The following is a 15331-nucleotide window of genomic DNA, read 5'->3' on the forward strand; positions in this document are numbered from 1 at the left end:
TGCAGGTCTGGCTATGCCGCTGGCGGCGGGAGCACCTTGTTCGCCGTCAAAAAGCGCTCCAGTCGCCGCTTTCCGAGGTGACCAGGGCAGCGGGACGCGCGGCGCGTGCCGTAACCGGCGCAGGCGCTTCACGTCCGGCCTCGCGCTCAGCCTTTTCCGCCGGCGCGGGCTCGGCGTGACCGAACTCTTCGTGGCGAACTGCCGGTGCCGACGGCTCCATGCGCTTGGGCTTAGGCTTGGACGCAGCGATCACCTTGGGCTGCGGCGCCTGCATGCGGGAGCCGGCAAAGGCATCCGTTTCAGCGAGGCGGAAGCTGGCTACCGAGGATTGCAGGCGCGTAGCCTGGTCTTCCAACGAGCCGGCGGCAGCCGCGGCCTCCTCGACCAGCGCCGCGTTCTGCTGTGTCACCTCGTCCATTTGCGCCACGGCCTTGTTGACCTGCTCGATGCCCGAGCTCTGCTCGGCGGACGCCGCGCTGATCTCGCCCATGATGTCCGTCACGCGCTTGACCGCCTGCACGATCTCACCCATGGTGTGCCCGGCCTGGCCCACCAGCGTCGAGCCGTTGTCCACCCGTGCCACCGTGTCGCCGATCAGGCCCTTGATTTCCTTGGCCGCGTTCGCGCTACGCTGCGCCAGGCTGCGCACCTCGCCGGCCACCACCGCAAAGCCCCGGCCTTGCTCGCCGGCGCGCGCGGCTTCCACTGCCGCGTTCAGCGCCAGGATATTGGTCTGGAAGGCGATGCCTTCGAYCACACCAATAATGTCGACGATCTTCTTGGATGCATCGTTGATCTCATCCATGGTCTTCACCACGCGGCCCACCACTTCGCCACCCTTGACCGCGGTCTCGGAGGCGTTGGCCGCCAGGCCGCTGGCCTGCCGCGCGTTGTCCGCGTTCTGGCGCACCGTGCTGGTCAGCTCCTCCATGCTCGATGCGGTTTCTTCCAGCGAGGCCGCCTGCTGCTCGGTGCGCTGCGACAGGTCGCTGTTGCCCGCGGCAATCTCACGCGAGGCGGATGCGATCGATTCCGCGGAATCCTTGAAGTCGCGCACCATGGCCGAAAGTTGCTGCTGCATCTGCTTCATGGCGTGCAGCAGGCTGTCCTTGTCGCCTGCACGCAACTTCACGTCTGCCGAGAAGTCACCCTCGGCGATACGCGAGGCAATATCCACCGCGTAGGCCGGCTCGCCGCCCAGCTGGCGCGACAGCGTACGGGCCAGGAAGGCGCCCAGCAGCACGGAGACGGCCAGGCCGCCCAGCACCAGGCCCAGCATCCACAGGCGGGAGCTTTCGTAGACGCCACGTGCTTCGTCCATATTGGCCAGCGCGCGATCGTCGCGTCGCTTGACCATCTTTGCCATCACGTCTTCGAGCGCGCGGCTATCCTTGATCAGGTCGGCGCTTTCGCTAAAGACCTGGCTTTCAAACTGCGAGGTATCGAGCGGCTGCTTGCTGACGAGCGCCACATACTTGCCCAGGCGCTCACGGTAGGCCGGCAGCAGGGTGTCGAATTGCTTGACGAGGGCTATCCCCTCGGGCTGGCCGAACGCCGGGCGCGCACGCTTCATGCTCTCGTCCAGCAGGACCAGCGACCTTTCGATCTGCTCCTTCTCTGCGGCGCGCTCGCCCATGGTCGAAGCCGACAGCAGCGCAATCTGCGCGCGGCTGGAATAGAGCAGGTCGATGTTGCCGCTCTGCACCGCCTTGAGCGCCTGCAGGTCGCCGTGATAAATCCGGCTGGTCCAGTCCGTCATGCGTCCCATATTGATGACGCCCAGCAGACCCATCACCGCGCCGATAAGCGACACGACCAGAAAGCCAACGACCAGCTTGGTCGTGACGCGGAGCTGATTGAACCATTGCATGCAGACTACCTCTTTTTTCTGAATGACTTGACCGGGAGCCTCATCTGTCCGCTGCCGGCGGGTTGCCGGCAGTACGCACGACAGGCGCTACTTCTTTTTTTTTGAACACGCTTTCAGGCCGATTGCCTCGACACTGCTTGATCTCTTTCTCTATTCAGGCTTGCGCCAGATGCAGCGCGTCGCCCTGACGGGCGCGCACCGGCCGTGCTTCAGGGCGCAAGCTGACGCGGAAGGTAGCCACCGCATCGCGCAGGCGCCCGGCCTGGTCTTCGAGCGAGCCCGCCGCGGCCGCGGCCTGCTCCACCAGTGCCGCGTTCTGCTGCGTCACCTCGTCCATCTGGGCCACGGCCTTGTTGACCTGCTCGATGCCCGAGCTCTGCTCGGCGGACGCCGCGCTGATCTCGCCCATGATGTCCGTCACGCTCTTGACCGCCTGCACGATCTCACCCATGGTCAGCCCGGCCTGGCCCACCAGCGCCGAGCCGTTGTCCACCCGTGCCACCGTGTCGCCGATCAGGCCCTTGATTTCCTTGGCCGCGTTCGCGCTGCGCTGTGCCAGCCCGCGCACCTCTCCCGCCACCACCGCGAAGCCCCGGCCCTGTTCGCCGGCCCGCGCGGCTTCCACCGCCGCGTTCAGCGCCAGGATATTGGTCTGGAAGGCAATGCCTTCGATCACGCCGATAATGTCGACGATCTTCTTCGACGCACCGTTGATGTCGTCCATGGTCTGCACCACGCGGCCCACCACTTCGCCGCCCTTGACGGCAATCTCGGAGGCGTTGGCTGCCAGGCCGCTGGCCTGCCGCGCGTTGTCCGCGTTCTGGCGCACCGTGCTGGTCAGCTCCTCCATGCTCGATGCGGTTTCTTCCAGCGAGGCTGCTTGCTGCTCGGTGCGCTGCGACAGGTCGCTGTTGCCCGCGGCCACCTGGCGCGTGGCCGTGGAAATGCTCGCCATGCCCTCCTGGATCTCGCCCACCACCGACAGCAAGCTGCGCTGCATCGTGCGCATGGCACGCGCCAGCGCCCCCACCTCGTCGCTCGCGCGGTAGTCCAGGCGCGTGGTGAGATCGCCCGCGCCCATGCGCAAGGCAAAGTCGAGCATGTCCTGCACCGGCCGGTTCACGCGTGCCAGCAGCAGCGTGCCGCCGATAAAGGATGACGCGACCGCCAGCCCGAAGCCGCCCCACAACCAGGGCCGCAACTGGCTCGTGGCTTCTGCCCCGGCCAGCGCCTCGAAGGCCAGCAGCGCCGCGAGAAACCACACCAGCCCCGCCGCCTGCGAAAGCAGGATGCGCCGCTTGAGCGTGATCTTGCCCAAGCGAGCCGGCAGCCCAGCCAAGCCCCGGCGCACCACGGCGCCGTCGCGCACGGCCAGGCCCGAGCCGCCGCCCTCGCGCAGGCGTGCGTAAGCGGCGCCTGCGGCCTCGACCTGCTCGCGCTGCGGCATCGAGCGCACCGAGGTATAGCCCACCAGCTGGCCGTCGACGATCGTGGGCGTCACCGTAGCGCTGACCCAGTAGAAATCACCGTCCTTGCGGCGGTTCTTGACAATGCCAACCCACGAGCGGCCGGCCTGGATGGTCTTCCACAGGTCGACGAATGCCTCCGGCGGCATGTCCGGATGGCGGACCAGGTTGTGCGCGGCGCCGAGCAATTCCTCGGGCTCGAATCCGCTGGCCTCGATAAAAGCGCGATTGGCGAACGTAATGCGACCCTTCAGGTCGGTCCTGGAGATCAGGTAATCGTCTGCGGAGAGTTTGTACTCTCGGGTGGTAACGGGTTGATTATTTCGCATGGATGGCAGACTGCGTGGATCGGACTCTCGCTACGTGCGGCCGCCTCAGGCGGCCGCGGCTGCCTCAATGGCCGCGAGTTCTTCGGTGTCTAGCAGTTTCTCGATATCGACGAGGATGAGCATGCGGCTTTCGACCGAACCGATGCCGCGGATGTAGTCCGTCTCGCCGGAAAGCTGGGGTGCTTGCCGGATCTGGTCCGGGGCCAGCGTCAGCACGTCGGACACGCCGTCGACCACGATGCCGGTGGTGCGATCGTGCAGGTCAACGATGATCACGACCGTGTACTGGTCGTAGTTGATCTTGTCCTGGCGAAACTTGATGCGCAGGTCGACGATCGGGACGATGATCCCGCGCAGGTTAACCACGCCCTTGAGATAGGCTGGCGCATTGGCAATCTGCGTGACGTTCTCATAGCCACGGATCTCCTGCACCTTGAGGATGTCGACGCCGTACTCCTCGCCGCCCAACCTGAACGCGAGGAACTCTTCCCCCGTGCCCTCTGTCTTGTTCCCGGTTTTCATTTGCTGGCTCCCGCTGCCATGACCGGCCATGCGGCGCTGCCAAAGCCGCAGCCGGCCGGCCCGCGGGCGGGCAGCCAGGCCGAGACTCAGCCTGCGACGAGGCACGAATATCGTTTACCTCTTAACGGCAGTCCTGGACGTGACTGAAGGGCAACAATGCCAATGCGTTTACCCTACCTTGGAGGGGTCTAGCAGCGCATTCACAGCCTCCATCAGCTGATCCGGATCGAACGGCTTGGCCAGGAAGCCGGACGCGCCGGCCACGCGAGCCTGCTCGCGCACCTGGCTGTCGGCCTCGGTGCTCAGCATCAGCATCGGGATGGCGGCATAGGCAGCGTTCCCACGCAGCGTGCGGATCAGGGTCAGGCCGTCCATTCCCGGCATCACCTGGTCGGTCACCAGCATGCCGAAGGTAGCGTCGAGGGCAAGCGCCAGCGCCTCGTCGCCGTCAGCGGCTTCGGACACGCCGTAGCCCCCCGCGCGCAAGCAGGCGCCGATCATGCGGCGCAAGGAGGGAGAATCATCGACAACTAGAATATGAGGCAAAGACATAGCGGCTCCGTTGACAGCACGATGGTGAGTCCACAAGCCGGGGTTCTGGCACGGTGGACCGATGTTCCTGCGGACGGGGCTGCGGTGTGCGGCGAAGCGCGACTGGCGTGGCCGGTGCAAACAACGCCCCTTTGGGGCATATCGGCAGCAGCGGCCGAATCCGTAGTACGGTTGCGTGGATCGGCGGAATTTGTTACCCCACCAGCATGGGGTGCATCTGGCGGCGGCGGGTGGGCATACTACGGCCTCGCCGTAAAATGGCCCGCGCACCGGCGGGCCATGGCACGCCTGCGCTACCCGCGACTGAGGCACTGCAATACCATCGGAACGTGATCATGTCGAACTTGCCAGGCCCGCAGTGGAGCAAACGGGATACCCCTGACCCGCGCCAACCCGACAAGCTCACCGTCTTCATCCAGGGCGCGCCAGACGCATTGCTGGCGCCGCTGCCGGATTTTGGTGGATGCCTGCACTGGGTATCGCGGCGCCCGCGCCAGCCGGCCGATGCGCAGTTTGTGATCGTGGAGCGGCAGATCAACGCTACCACCGCCCAACGCCTGCGCTCCTTGCGCCATCCCGACCGCCTTGTCCTCACATTGCTGGTCGACGGCCTGCCACATGCCGCCACTGGCTGCGGGCCCATCGTGCCGACCACCGCCGAGGCGCTGCCGCGTACCCTGCAGCTGCTGGCTTCGGTGTTGTTCGCGCCGGTGCTCAGCGACGGGCCCATGCCTCTGAACTGGCGGGATGTGCAGACGGTGGCGAATCGCGATGCCATTGGCCTGCCCTTGCACCTGGACACCAGCAGCGAGGCCGGCATGTCGGATGAGCTGCTGATGCAGCTAGCGCGCTTTCATGGCCGCACGCGGATCGAGCCGGAGGCGCTGCTGGCGAGCATCTACCTGCCGCGCGGGCTGCCGTCGCTGGTTAGCTGCAGCCAGCAGTTGCGCCGGCTTGGGGCCGTTACCGGACACCATTGCGAGACCCGCTTTGCCTTGCTGGTGCCGGAGAGCGGGCGGTTTACCCGGGTTTTGGCGTTGTTTCCGCCCGGGGGTGCGCTACCGGAGCCTTTCACGCCCAGAAAGTGAAGCTTGACGGCGAGGCGTCGTTCGCCCGGTCCTCCTCACGCTCCCGATAACAAATTGGCAAACGTAACCGGGTCCAAGGGATGCGACAGCAAATACCCCTGCGCCTCGTCACACCCCATCCCTGCCAGGATATCCAGTTGCGAATGCGACTCCACGCCTTCCGCCACCACCCGCATTTTCAGCTCGTGCGCCAGCGCCACCATCGACCCGACAATGGCCCTGCCCTGCGCATCGACATCCAGCCCGCCAATCAAGGTCCGATCGATCTTCAGCGTCCCGACCCGCAGGCGCTTGAGATAACCGAGGCTTGAATAGCCACTGCCAAAGTCGTCCAGCGCCACGTGGATGCCCAGCGCCTGCAGCTCCAGCAGCGTTTCCAGCGATTGGGCGATGTCCTTCATCGCCGCGGTCTCGGTGATCTCGAGCGTGACGGCCGATGGCGGGATGTCATGCTGGTGGATCTGCTCAAGCAGGTACTGCGGGAAATCGCGGCTGGCAAAGCGCAAGCCAGACACGTTGATGGCCACCGGCACCACGGGGATGCCGTCGTCCTGCCACTGGCGGATCTGTCGGCAGACCGTGGCGATCACCCAGTCGTCGAGCTTGTCGATCTGGCCGGACTGCTCCGCCACCGTGATGAACTCGGCGGGATTGACCTGCCCCAGGGTCGGATGGCGCCAGCGGCACAGGGCCTCGGCGCCGATCACGGTGCGCTGGCGCACGTCGAACTTCGGTTGGTACTGCAAGGCGAGGCCATCGTCCTGGATGGCCAGCCACAGGTCGCGGCGGATTACCCGCATGCGCCGGGCACGTTCGCCGGCTGCCGAGTTGAATACGCGCACCTGGTTCGAGCCGCTCTCGCGCGCCTCGCTCAGGCTCACGCGTGCCGCCTGCATCAGGGCCTCGGAGGTTTGCGCATCGCGCGGGTAGATGGCGATGCCGATGTTCACGCCAATCTGCATCTGCAGGCCACGCGCGGCCACGAACTCCGCGAGCGAGCCCAGCAAGCGCGCGCCCAGCTCATTGGCGCGGTTCTGGTGCACCATCTCCGGCACGCCAACCGCGAATTCGTCCCGCGCCAGGCGCGCCAGGAAGTCGTGCGGCTCCAGCGCTGCCTGGGCCAGCGCCCCGGCATCCTGCGCCAGGATATCGTCGGCGCGCACCTCGAAAACTTCATCGACCTCGCGAAAATCGGCGATATGCACCAGCAGCACGGCGCAGCTGGTCTCGGCCAGGCGCGCCTGGGCGATCGACTGGTCGAGCCAGCGAGCAAAGCCGGTGCGGTCCGGAAGGTCCGTGCTGACGCTGTACTCCCCGACCGTGCCGTGCCCGCGCGCGGTCGCGCGCACGGTCAGGCGGCCCGGGATACGGCCACGGCGCCGCATCGGCATGGTCGGGCCGCCGCTGCCGGCGATGCCGCCAGTGCCGGGCGGATGGTCCTCGAACATTTCGTCCAACGCATGGCTCTGTGGGCTTGCGAAATTGCCGCTGCTGGCTAGCCGCCATCCGGGCAGGTTGGCGCGGCGCAGGGCGAAGAATCCCAGCGGCAGCAAAAGCAGCGTGCCCGCCGCCACCCAGGCCGGTGGCATGAACCTGCCGGGATCCAGACAAAGGGCGGACGGGTGCGGGGCCTCGCCGCACAGAGTGCTCAAGCGCATGCCGGCAGCCACCACCACGCCGGCGCCGGTCAGTGTCATCAGCAACGCGGCGCCACGCAGTGGCACGTTGCGGCGCAGCCAGGGGATGGCAAGCGTGAGTGCGGCCGTCGCGACAAGGGCCGCCGCGGTCTGCGACACGTCGTGCGTGACGCGCAGGCTGCCGGAACCCAGCGCGACCCATAACGGCAGGCCTACGGAAGCAGGGGAGAGCAGCAAGACCGCCCATTGCAGCGACCGGGCCGGCCCGCTAGGCTGCTCCCGGTCCGGCTTGGCTGCACGTATCCCCAACCCGACCGCGAGGCCGGATAGGGCAGCGAGCAGCAGAAGGCTAGCACTCATGTCAATAAGGAAGCTGCGCAAAAATTGGGGGCGATGGCGCGACGATCCAGGCGATGCGGGCGCAAGACCCGCATCATCGCATTACACGCGCTTCCCCGGTGATGAAAACGGCGGCAAACGTTCAACCATGGCTCAGAACGCGCTCCAGTCATCGCCGCCAGCGTTGGCCGTAGCCATCGCCGGGGCGGCCGGACGTGCTGCGCGTGCCTGGCGCTGGACCGGCGTGCGCGGGCGCGCCGGCATGGCCGCCTGGCGCCCGGGTGCACTGCTCGCCGCGGCCTTGGCGGCCACGGGCGCGCGCGTTGCCGGCGGCTGTGCTGCCATCACGTGGCTGCCGGAAAGACGGAACACCGACACCACGCCATTGAGCTTCTGCGCCTGCTCTTCCAGCGCGCCGGCCGCCGCCGCCGCCTCTTCCACCAGCGCAGCATTCTGCTGGGTGACCTGATCCATCTGCGTGACTGCCTGGTTGACCTGCTCGATGCCGCTGGTCTGTTCCTGCGTGGCCGCGCTGATCTCGTTCATGATGTCGGTGACGCGCTTGACCGCGTTGACGATCTCGCCCATGGTCTGGCCGGCTTCGGCAACCAGCTTGGTGCCGCTTTCCACGCGCTGGCCGGATTCGCTGATCAGCGCCTCGATCTCCTTGGCGGCGGCGGCCGAGCGCTGCGCCAGGGTGCGCACCTCGCCTGCCACCACCGCGAAGCCGCGGCCTTGCTCGCCGGCGCGCGCAGCTTCCACCGCGGCATTCAGTGCCAGGATGTTGGTCTGGAAGGCAATGCCTTCGATCACGGCAATGATCTCGACCACCTTGCGCGACGAGCCATTGATCTCGTTCATCGTATCGACCACGCGGCCCACCACGTCACCGCCCTTGAGCGCGATCTGCGAGGCGTCGCTGGCCAGTACGCCGGCCTGGCGCGCGTTGTCCGAATTCTGGCGCACGGCCGAAGTCAGCTCTTCCATGCTGGCAGCGGTCTCCTCCAGCGACGAGGCCTGCTCTTCGGTACGCTGCGACAAATCCAGATTGCCGGTAGCGATCTGCTGCGTGGCCGAGGCGATCGAGTCGGTGCCGCCGCGCACCTGCGAGACGATGTTCGACAGGCTTTCCTGCATGGCAACCAGTGCCTGCATCATCCGGCCTACCTCATTGCGCGACACATTGGTGATACGCGAGGTCAGGTCACCCGCGGCGATACGCTCGAAGACCGCCAGGGCTTCCTCCACCGGCCGGACGATGGCCCGCTGCAGGGCAGCCGTGCACAGCGCGGCCACCACCAGGCCAAAGGCGATCAGCAGGAAGCAGAGCACACGCACTCGCTGGAAGCGGGCCTGGGCGTCATTGAAATTGGACTCGCCGGTACGGTACTGGAATGCCTGCAGTGCCTCGTAGGCAGTTGCCATGCTGCGCTGCAGATCGGGCAAGTCCTTCTTGGCAACCTTGAGTGCCGTGTCCGCGTTGTTCTCCCTAATGGCTTTTTGCAGGGGCAGGATGCCCTTTTCCATGAAATCCTGGCGCTTGCGGCCGAACTCCGTGGCCAGCGCCTTTTCTTCGGCATCCTGCGGCAGCGCCAAGTATCGCTTCCAGGCCGCCTCGGCACTGTCGATGAAGATCATCGAGCGGTCCACCACCGCCTTGGCATCATCGCCCTCTCCCGGCATGACGCCGCGATCGAGGGCCAGGCGCATGCGCGTCATGCCAAGCATGGCCTCGCCCAGCGCTTGCGACGAGGCTAGCTGGTTACCATAGGTTTCCTGAAGCGCGTCATTGCTGTGCGACATGCCATACAGGCCAACGCCGCCAACCAGCATCAGAAGAAGCGACAACATTGCCATTGCGCCGCGCAGCAGAGTTTTGATCTGGATATTGTTATGGAAAGACATGAAGCACCCGATACGGTAAGGAATGCGCAAGGCCTCCACCGGCCCCGGCCCGGCGGATCGACACCCCAGCGACCCGCTCAAGGCAGATAACGGCGGTGTCCCGTGATTCCTTGAGCCGGGTGCCGTGCCCGCCACGCCAGACCGCTCATGGCGGGACGGCCGCGGCGCCACGCGCTCGCCCTGCTCATTCGCGCTCTCCCGGCACTACCTGAAAACCCTGGCCCGTGGCAAAAAAAAGCGCCACCAGCCAGATAGTGGATTGAGCGGCACTCGGCGTCCGGAAAATGCCATCAGCCCTCTGAAAATGCGGCGGGGTCAGCCCACGCGGCCACCACTTCCGCGATGAACAAGTCGTAGCGGCCTGCCACGGCTGACTCGGGAATGACGCGGCATTCCAGCCAGGCTAGACAACCGGCCACCAACGGCGCGGCAATTTCAGCCGCCGCGAATGTGGCCAGCCCCGCGGCGGCGAACTTGTCCTGCTCGCGGCCGGAACGCGAGCCCACAGCCAGCGTGGTGGCGGCCTGCCCACGCGCGGCGCGCCGGGAAGCGGCGCCGACGTTAATCGAGTCGTCAAGCATTTCAGATACGGATGAAGGTGCGCTCAAACTGAAATCGGCTCGGCATTGTTGCAGAAAAAGCACTTTATGACCTTCGCCATTACGAGGGGAAGGGTTATTGCGCAGCGCGAATGTAAAAAACCGAATCTGCGCCACGCATGGATTTCGGCGAGATGCCAAAGCGGGCACCACGCTGGAGAATCCGGCCCCATCGATGACCGGCGACCTGCGCGGAAGTTCATTAATTAGATGGGGCAGATGATTTATCAGAATTCTCCCCATCTGGGTTAAAAGCGTTTGCAGGATCGCTTGCGGCCGTTATAATTCATCCGGTTCATCATGCTCACCCAGTAAATCGAGGCTCGTAATGGCGACTTATCAGGAAATTGTTCAGAAAATCAGCGAACTTCAAAAGCAGGCCGAGGAAATCAAGGCCCGCGAGCAGGCTTCCGTCATCGCCGATATTCGCCAGAAAATCGACCAATATGGACTGACCGCAGACGACCTGGGCTTCGGCACCAAGCCCGCCGCCGGCAAGAAGGCAACACGCAAGGTACCGGTTCGCTATCGCGACAGCGCAGGCAATACCTGGACTGGCCGCGGTAAACGTCCGGGCTGGCTGACCCAGGCCCTGGCCGCGGGCAAGACCATCGAAGACTTCCTGATTCGCTAAAGTCGGGCGCAACGCCGGGCATGGCGGCCGACTACGCCGCGAGCCCGCAGGACCCCTGAAGACGGCCGGGCATTTGCCCGGCCGTCTTTATTTCCTGCTGTCCTGTCCTCGCCTCGACACACCGGAGAAACCGGGCACGCAAAAAACGGATGTGCGCCCCGCTTGCCTACGTGCCCGCGCGTCCGGCCAGGCAGCTTAGCCGGCAAACCCCAGCGGGTTCATCGACTGCCAGCGCCAGGAATCCTCGCACATGCGATCGATGTCGTGCTGCGCGCGCCAGCCGATCAGCTTTTGCGCCAACGCGGGATCGGCGTAGCACGAAGCGATATCGCCAGGGCGGCGGTCCCCGATCACGTAGGGCACCGGGCGCCCGCTGGCACGCTGGTAGGCCGCGACCACTTCCAGCACGCTGTAGCCCCGGCCCGTGCCGAGATTGACCGTCAGGCACTGCTGCTGGTCACGCAGGTAGACCAGGGCCGCAAGGTGGCCAGCTGCCAGATCGCAGACGTGGATGTAATCGCGTACACCGGTGCCGTCGACCGTGGGATAGTCGCCACCGTGCACCTGCAGCTTCTCGCGGCGCCCGCCGGCGACTTGCGCCACGTAAGGCATCAGGTTGTTCGGCACACCACCCGGGTCCTCCCCGATCAGCCCGCTTTCGTGCGCGCCCACCGGATTGAAATAGCGCAGGTAGGCGATTCGCCAGGCGGGGTCCGACAGTTCCAGGTCACGCAGGATCTGCTCGCTCATCAGCTTGGTCTGGCCATACGGATTGGTCGCCGACAGCGGAAAGTCCTCCAGGATCGGCACCGTATGCGGATTGCCATAAACGGTGGCGGAAGAGCTGAACACCAGCTGCTTCACGCCGGCTGTGTTCATGGCCGAGCAGAGGGTGAGCAGGCCATTGAGATTATTGTCGTAATAATCCAGCGGTTTGCTGACCGATTCCCCCACCGCCTTGAGTGCCGCGAAATGAATCGCGCCCGAGATCCGGTGTTCGGCGAACAAACGGTCCAGCAAAGCGCGGTCCCGCACGTCGCCTTCGACAAAATGCGGGCGTTGGCCGGTAATCTGCGCAAGACGCTCGACCACGACGCGATTGCTGTTGCAGAGATTATCCAGGCCGATCACGTGATAGCCGGCCTCGAGCAAGGCGACCCAGGTGTGCGAGGCGATATAACCGGTAGCTCCCGTGAGCAGCAAGGTTTCAGACATAGCGATTCATCAAATAGTTGTGAAAAGAGACGTAACGGGCGCCAGGACAGCGCGCACGATGCAACAAGCGAAATCCATGCTTCAGGCTGCAATATCGCGGCGCTGTCCTGACGGGCCGCAGCCAGGCCCAGCCGGGGTTGCCCGCATCGGATCGAAACAGGTCGAAACAGGTTGAAACAGGGCGGCTAAGCATAGCAGGCCACATCTGTCGTGCCTGTGTCACCGGCGCCGCCGTGCGCCGGTTTCAGGCCAGCACGTGCCTGCCAGGCCTCAAACGCCGCACGCAAGCGCCAGCCAGACTCCAGGTCGCGCATGCCAAGACATTGCGCCACCTGGGCCGGGCCGGCTCCGGCCTCGAAATGCAGTGCGCCGCAGGTATTGCGCAGCGTCTGCGGCGACGCGCGCTCGCTGCGCCCCGCCAGCACGCCAGCCTCGTCGAGCAGGATCTCCACGCGGCGGTATAGCGAGGCCGCGTGCAAGTGCCGCCCGCTTGGCATGGCCGGGAACACCAGGTTGCCCAGCGTGCCGCTACGGGAGCGGATTTCCAGCCAGGCCAGCAGCGCCGCCCGGGCGAAGGCAAAGACCGGCGCCTCGTACGCGCGGCCATTGTCGGCGCGGACCAAACGCAGCCTGCCGGCATCCTCGGCGATGCTGTCGATGCCCAGGCCACGCGCTTCGCCCACTTTCAGGCCGGCGCCCAGCAACACGGCCACCAATGCGGTATCGCGGGCGCGCTTCCATTGGGTGGCCGACAGCGCGGCGCCATCCTGCCCGGCCGCCAGGGCCGCCGGTGCCAGCACGCGGGCAATCAGGGCATCGCGCTCGGCGGGCAGCAGGAAGGCGGTCGGATCGTTCTCGCCTTCGGCGAGGTGGGCGCGCACCGCCTGGCTGGCCGGGTTGTGCAAGCCGTCCTGCAATAGCGATAGATGGTGGAAGACACGCTCGATCAGCCGCGTGTAGCGGTAACGGTGATGCTTGTGCAGATCCTGCTCATCGAGGAAGGCCCCGATCTGCTCCGCCGACCAGGACAGCGGCGCCAAGCCGCGCTCGCCCGACCAGCGCAAGAGCTTGCCCCACATCGCGCGGTACACCACAGCCGTGCCATGGCGAAAACCGTGGCTGGCCAGCCAGCCATCGAAGGCTCGCTCTGGCTGCTTCCGCCAGGCCTCCAGGTCCGCATCGAACAGGTCGGGGGATGGCCCGTTGGCGCTCATGTCAGTACTCACTCGCGCTCCTGCATTGGTTTTCGGCAATGCCGCTATTGTAGACAAGTCGCCACAAAAGACAGAGTTCGTTTGACCGCTGCACAAACAAGGACGGGCCTCATCCGGCAATCCGGAACGCGCCGGTTCCTGCCCTCGCAACGTCAGGCCATTGCATTTGGCGTCGTCTGCTGCTACCTTTCACACATCGCTATGCAACCAGTTGCATAGCGATGTGTAAGCCGCCGCTGCCGTAGCCCCTGAGGGGCCGCGGGCATGCGTTGCGCAGCGTGCCGCAACGGGCGACTCCCACGCCCTCGGCCCAACCGGAGGAGACACCGTGACCCAAGCAACCTTGTCAGCGGCAGCGCAGGCCTCGCTAGCCATCTGGCACCGCATGATCGCCACCCATTCCATGTCCGACCTGGACAGCATCGTGGCGGACGAAGTGGTTTTTCACTCGCCCGTCGCCCACACGCCGTACCCGGGCCGCGTTGCCCTGCGCATGGTGCTGGAATCCGTCAACCAGGTGTTCCAGGACTTCCGCTACCACCGCACGTTTGTCAGCGACGACGGGCGCAGCGTGGTGCTGGAGTTCAGCGCGACGGTCGATGGCAAATCCGTCAAGGCCATCGACATGATCCGTTTTAACGACGCCGGCAAGATCGACGACTTCGAAGTCATGGTCCGCCCGAAGAGCGGCCTGGACGCGCTCGCCGCCGCCATGGGCGCCCGCCTCGCCAGCCAGAAATCCGTGCTGCAGAGCGCCAGCGCCTGAGCGCATCGCCGTATCCCGTATCCCGTATCCCGTATCCCGTATTCCTATCCGGTCCACTGTATTCACTCTCGCAGAAACGCCATGTCACTTCCCGCCATTCTCCAGAACCGTCTTTCGCTGCCGGTGGTTTGCTCGCCGCTGTTCATCATCTCCAACCCCGACCTGGTGATCGCCCAGTGCAAGGCCGGCGTGGTCGGCTCCTTCCCGGCGCTCAATGCGCGCCCTGGCCCGGTGCTCAACGACTGGCTGGACCGCATCGCCACCGAGCTGGCCGAGCACGACGCCAAGCATCCGGACCGCCCGTCGGCACCGTTCGCGGTCAACCAGATCGTGCACAAGTCCAATGACCGGCTCGATCACGACCTGGAACTGTGCGTGCGCTACAAGGTGCCCATCGTCATCACCTCGCTGGGCGCACGCAAGGAAGTCAACGATGCCGTGCACTCCTATGGCGGCATCGTGCTGCACGACATCATCAACAACACCTTCGCACGCAAGGCCATCGAGAAGGGCGCCGACGGCCTGATCGCGGTCGCCTCGGGCGCGGGGGGCCATGCCGGCGTGCTGTCGCCGTTTGCGCTGCTGCATGAAATCCGGGAGTGGTTCGACGGCCCGCTGCTGCTGTCGGGCGCCATCGCCAGCGGCGACGGCATCCTCGCGGCGCTGGCCGCAGGCGCCGACCTGGCCTATGTGGGCTCGGCCTTTATCGCCACTGAAGAGGCCAACGCGCAAGCGGGCTACAAGCAGATGATCGTCGACAGCACCGCGTCGGACATCGTCTACTCGAACCTCTTTACCGGTGTGCACGGCAACTACCTGCGCCAGAGCATCGTCAATGCCGGGCTCGATCCGGAAGCGCTGCCGCAATCGGATCCGTCCAAGATGAACTTCGGTTCGGGCAGCGCCAAGGCGTGGAAAGACATCTGGGGCGCTGGCCAGGGCGTGGGCGCCATCAAGCGCGTGGTGCCGGCCGCCGAACTGGTGCGCCGCTTTGCAGAGGAATACGCGCTGGCGCGCCGCCGCCTCGGGCTGGCCCCGGCAGCGGCTTACGCCAACGGCGCGACGGCAGCCGACCTGGCCTGAGCGCGTTGTTGACGGTGGCCAGCGCGCCGCAGCGCCTGGCCACCTGTCCGATCCCCCTATTGCCGCCCGTTTCCACGCATTTCCCATCCGCCGGGCGCGATCGCCCGGCGCG

The 15331-nt window shown here is 65.7% G+C and carries 12 protein-coding genes and 1 pseudogene; 4 read left to right on the plus strand and 9 right to left on the minus strand.

Features of this window, described 5'->3' with window-relative positions:
• Positions 1-46: 46 nt before the first annotated feature.
• The 4 genes from AC1DQR_RS07940 to AC1DQR_RS07955 form a co-directional block, all read right to left on the minus strand.
• Positions 47-1870, minus strand: a complete 1824-nt coding sequence (locus AC1DQR_RS07940) for a methyl-accepting chemotaxis protein (protein WP_477132845.1) — start codon at positions 1868-1870, stop codon at positions 47-49.
• 154 nt (positions 1871-2024) lie between these two features.
• Complete coding sequence (locus AC1DQR_RS07945; protein WP_416051520.1) at positions 2025-3665, minus strand: methyl-accepting chemotaxis protein; 1641 nt, start codon at positions 3663-3665, stop codon at positions 2025-2027.
• Positions 3666-3710: 45 nt separating this feature from the next.
• The gene (locus tag AC1DQR_RS07950) at positions 3711-4187 is read right to left on the minus strand and encodes a chemotaxis protein CheW (RefSeq protein WP_416051519.1); all 477 of its coding nucleotides are present in this window, start codon (positions 4185-4187) and stop codon (positions 3711-3713) included.
• A gap of 168 nt (positions 4188-4355) precedes the next feature.
• Positions 4356-4739, minus strand: coding sequence for a response regulator (locus AC1DQR_RS07955; protein ID WP_416051518.1), 384 nt, complete (start codon positions 4737-4739; stop codon positions 4356-4358).
• Positions 4740-5074: 335 nt separating this feature from the next.
• Between AC1DQR_RS07955 and AC1DQR_RS07960 the strand changes: the two genes are divergently transcribed.
• On the plus strand, positions 5075-5827 hold the full coding sequence (locus AC1DQR_RS07960) for a hypothetical protein (protein ID WP_416051517.1): 753 nt from the start codon (positions 5075-5077) through the stop codon (positions 5825-5827).
• A 35-nt stretch (positions 5828-5862) separates the two neighbouring features.
• Here the strand turns inward: AC1DQR_RS07960 and AC1DQR_RS07965 are convergent, their stop codons facing one another.
• The 3 genes and pseudogenes from AC1DQR_RS07965 to AC1DQR_RS07975 all read right to left on the minus strand — a co-directional run.
• Positions 5863-7824, minus strand: a complete 1962-nt coding sequence (locus tag AC1DQR_RS07965; RefSeq protein WP_416051516.1) for a putative bifunctional diguanylate cyclase/phosphodiesterase — start codon at positions 7822-7824, stop codon at positions 5863-5865.
• Between the two features lie 132 nt (positions 7825-7956).
• Complete coding sequence (locus tag AC1DQR_RS07970) at positions 7957-9708, minus strand: methyl-accepting chemotaxis protein (protein WP_416051515.1); 1752 nt, start codon at positions 9706-9708, stop codon at positions 7957-7959.
• A 209-nt stretch (positions 9709-9917) separates the two neighbouring features.
• A pseudogene (locus AC1DQR_RS07975) lies at positions 9918-10550 on the minus strand (flavin reductase family protein); the annotation flags it as partial.
• A gap of 85 nt (positions 10551-10635) precedes the next feature.
• On the opposite strand from AC1DQR_RS07975, the gene AC1DQR_RS07980 reads away from it, so the two are divergent.
• Complete coding sequence (locus tag AC1DQR_RS07980; protein ID WP_043357044.1) at positions 10636-10941, plus strand: H-NS histone family protein; 306 nt, start codon at positions 10636-10638, stop codon at positions 10939-10941.
• Between the two features lie 195 nt (positions 10942-11136).
• Here AC1DQR_RS07980 and galE read toward each other — a convergent pair whose 3' ends face one another.
• Both galE and AC1DQR_RS07990 read right to left on the minus strand, forming a co-directional pair.
• Positions 11137-12156: a UDP-glucose 4-epimerase GalE gene (gene galE / locus AC1DQR_RS07985; RefSeq protein WP_183033927.1), complete on the minus strand. Its 1020-nt coding sequence runs from the start codon at positions 12154-12156 to the stop codon at positions 11137-11139.
• 185 nt (positions 12157-12341) lie between these two features.
• Positions 12342-13370 carry a tyrosine-type recombinase/integrase gene (locus AC1DQR_RS07990; protein WP_477132874.1) on the minus strand — a complete coding sequence of 343 codons (1029 nt, stop codon included), beginning with the start codon at positions 13368-13370 and terminating at the stop codon, positions 12342-12344.
• Positions 13371-13755: 385 nt separating this feature from the next.
• On the opposite strand from AC1DQR_RS07990, the gene AC1DQR_RS07995 reads away from it, so the two are divergent.
• Both AC1DQR_RS07995 and AC1DQR_RS08000 read left to right on the plus strand, forming a co-directional pair.
• Positions 13756-14136: a nuclear transport factor 2 family protein gene (locus AC1DQR_RS07995; protein ID WP_477132875.1), complete on the plus strand. Its 381-nt coding sequence runs from the start codon at positions 13756-13758 to the stop codon at positions 14134-14136.
• An 81-nt stretch (positions 14137-14217) separates the two neighbouring features.
• Positions 14218-15219 carry an NAD(P)H-dependent flavin oxidoreductase gene (locus AC1DQR_RS08000; protein WP_477132846.1) on the plus strand — a complete coding sequence of 334 codons (1002 nt, stop codon included), beginning with the start codon at positions 14218-14220 and terminating at the stop codon, positions 15217-15219.
• Positions 15220-15331: the final 112 nt, after the last annotated feature.

The sequence above is a fragment of the Cupriavidus sp. 05L411 genome (assembly GCF_056398045.1).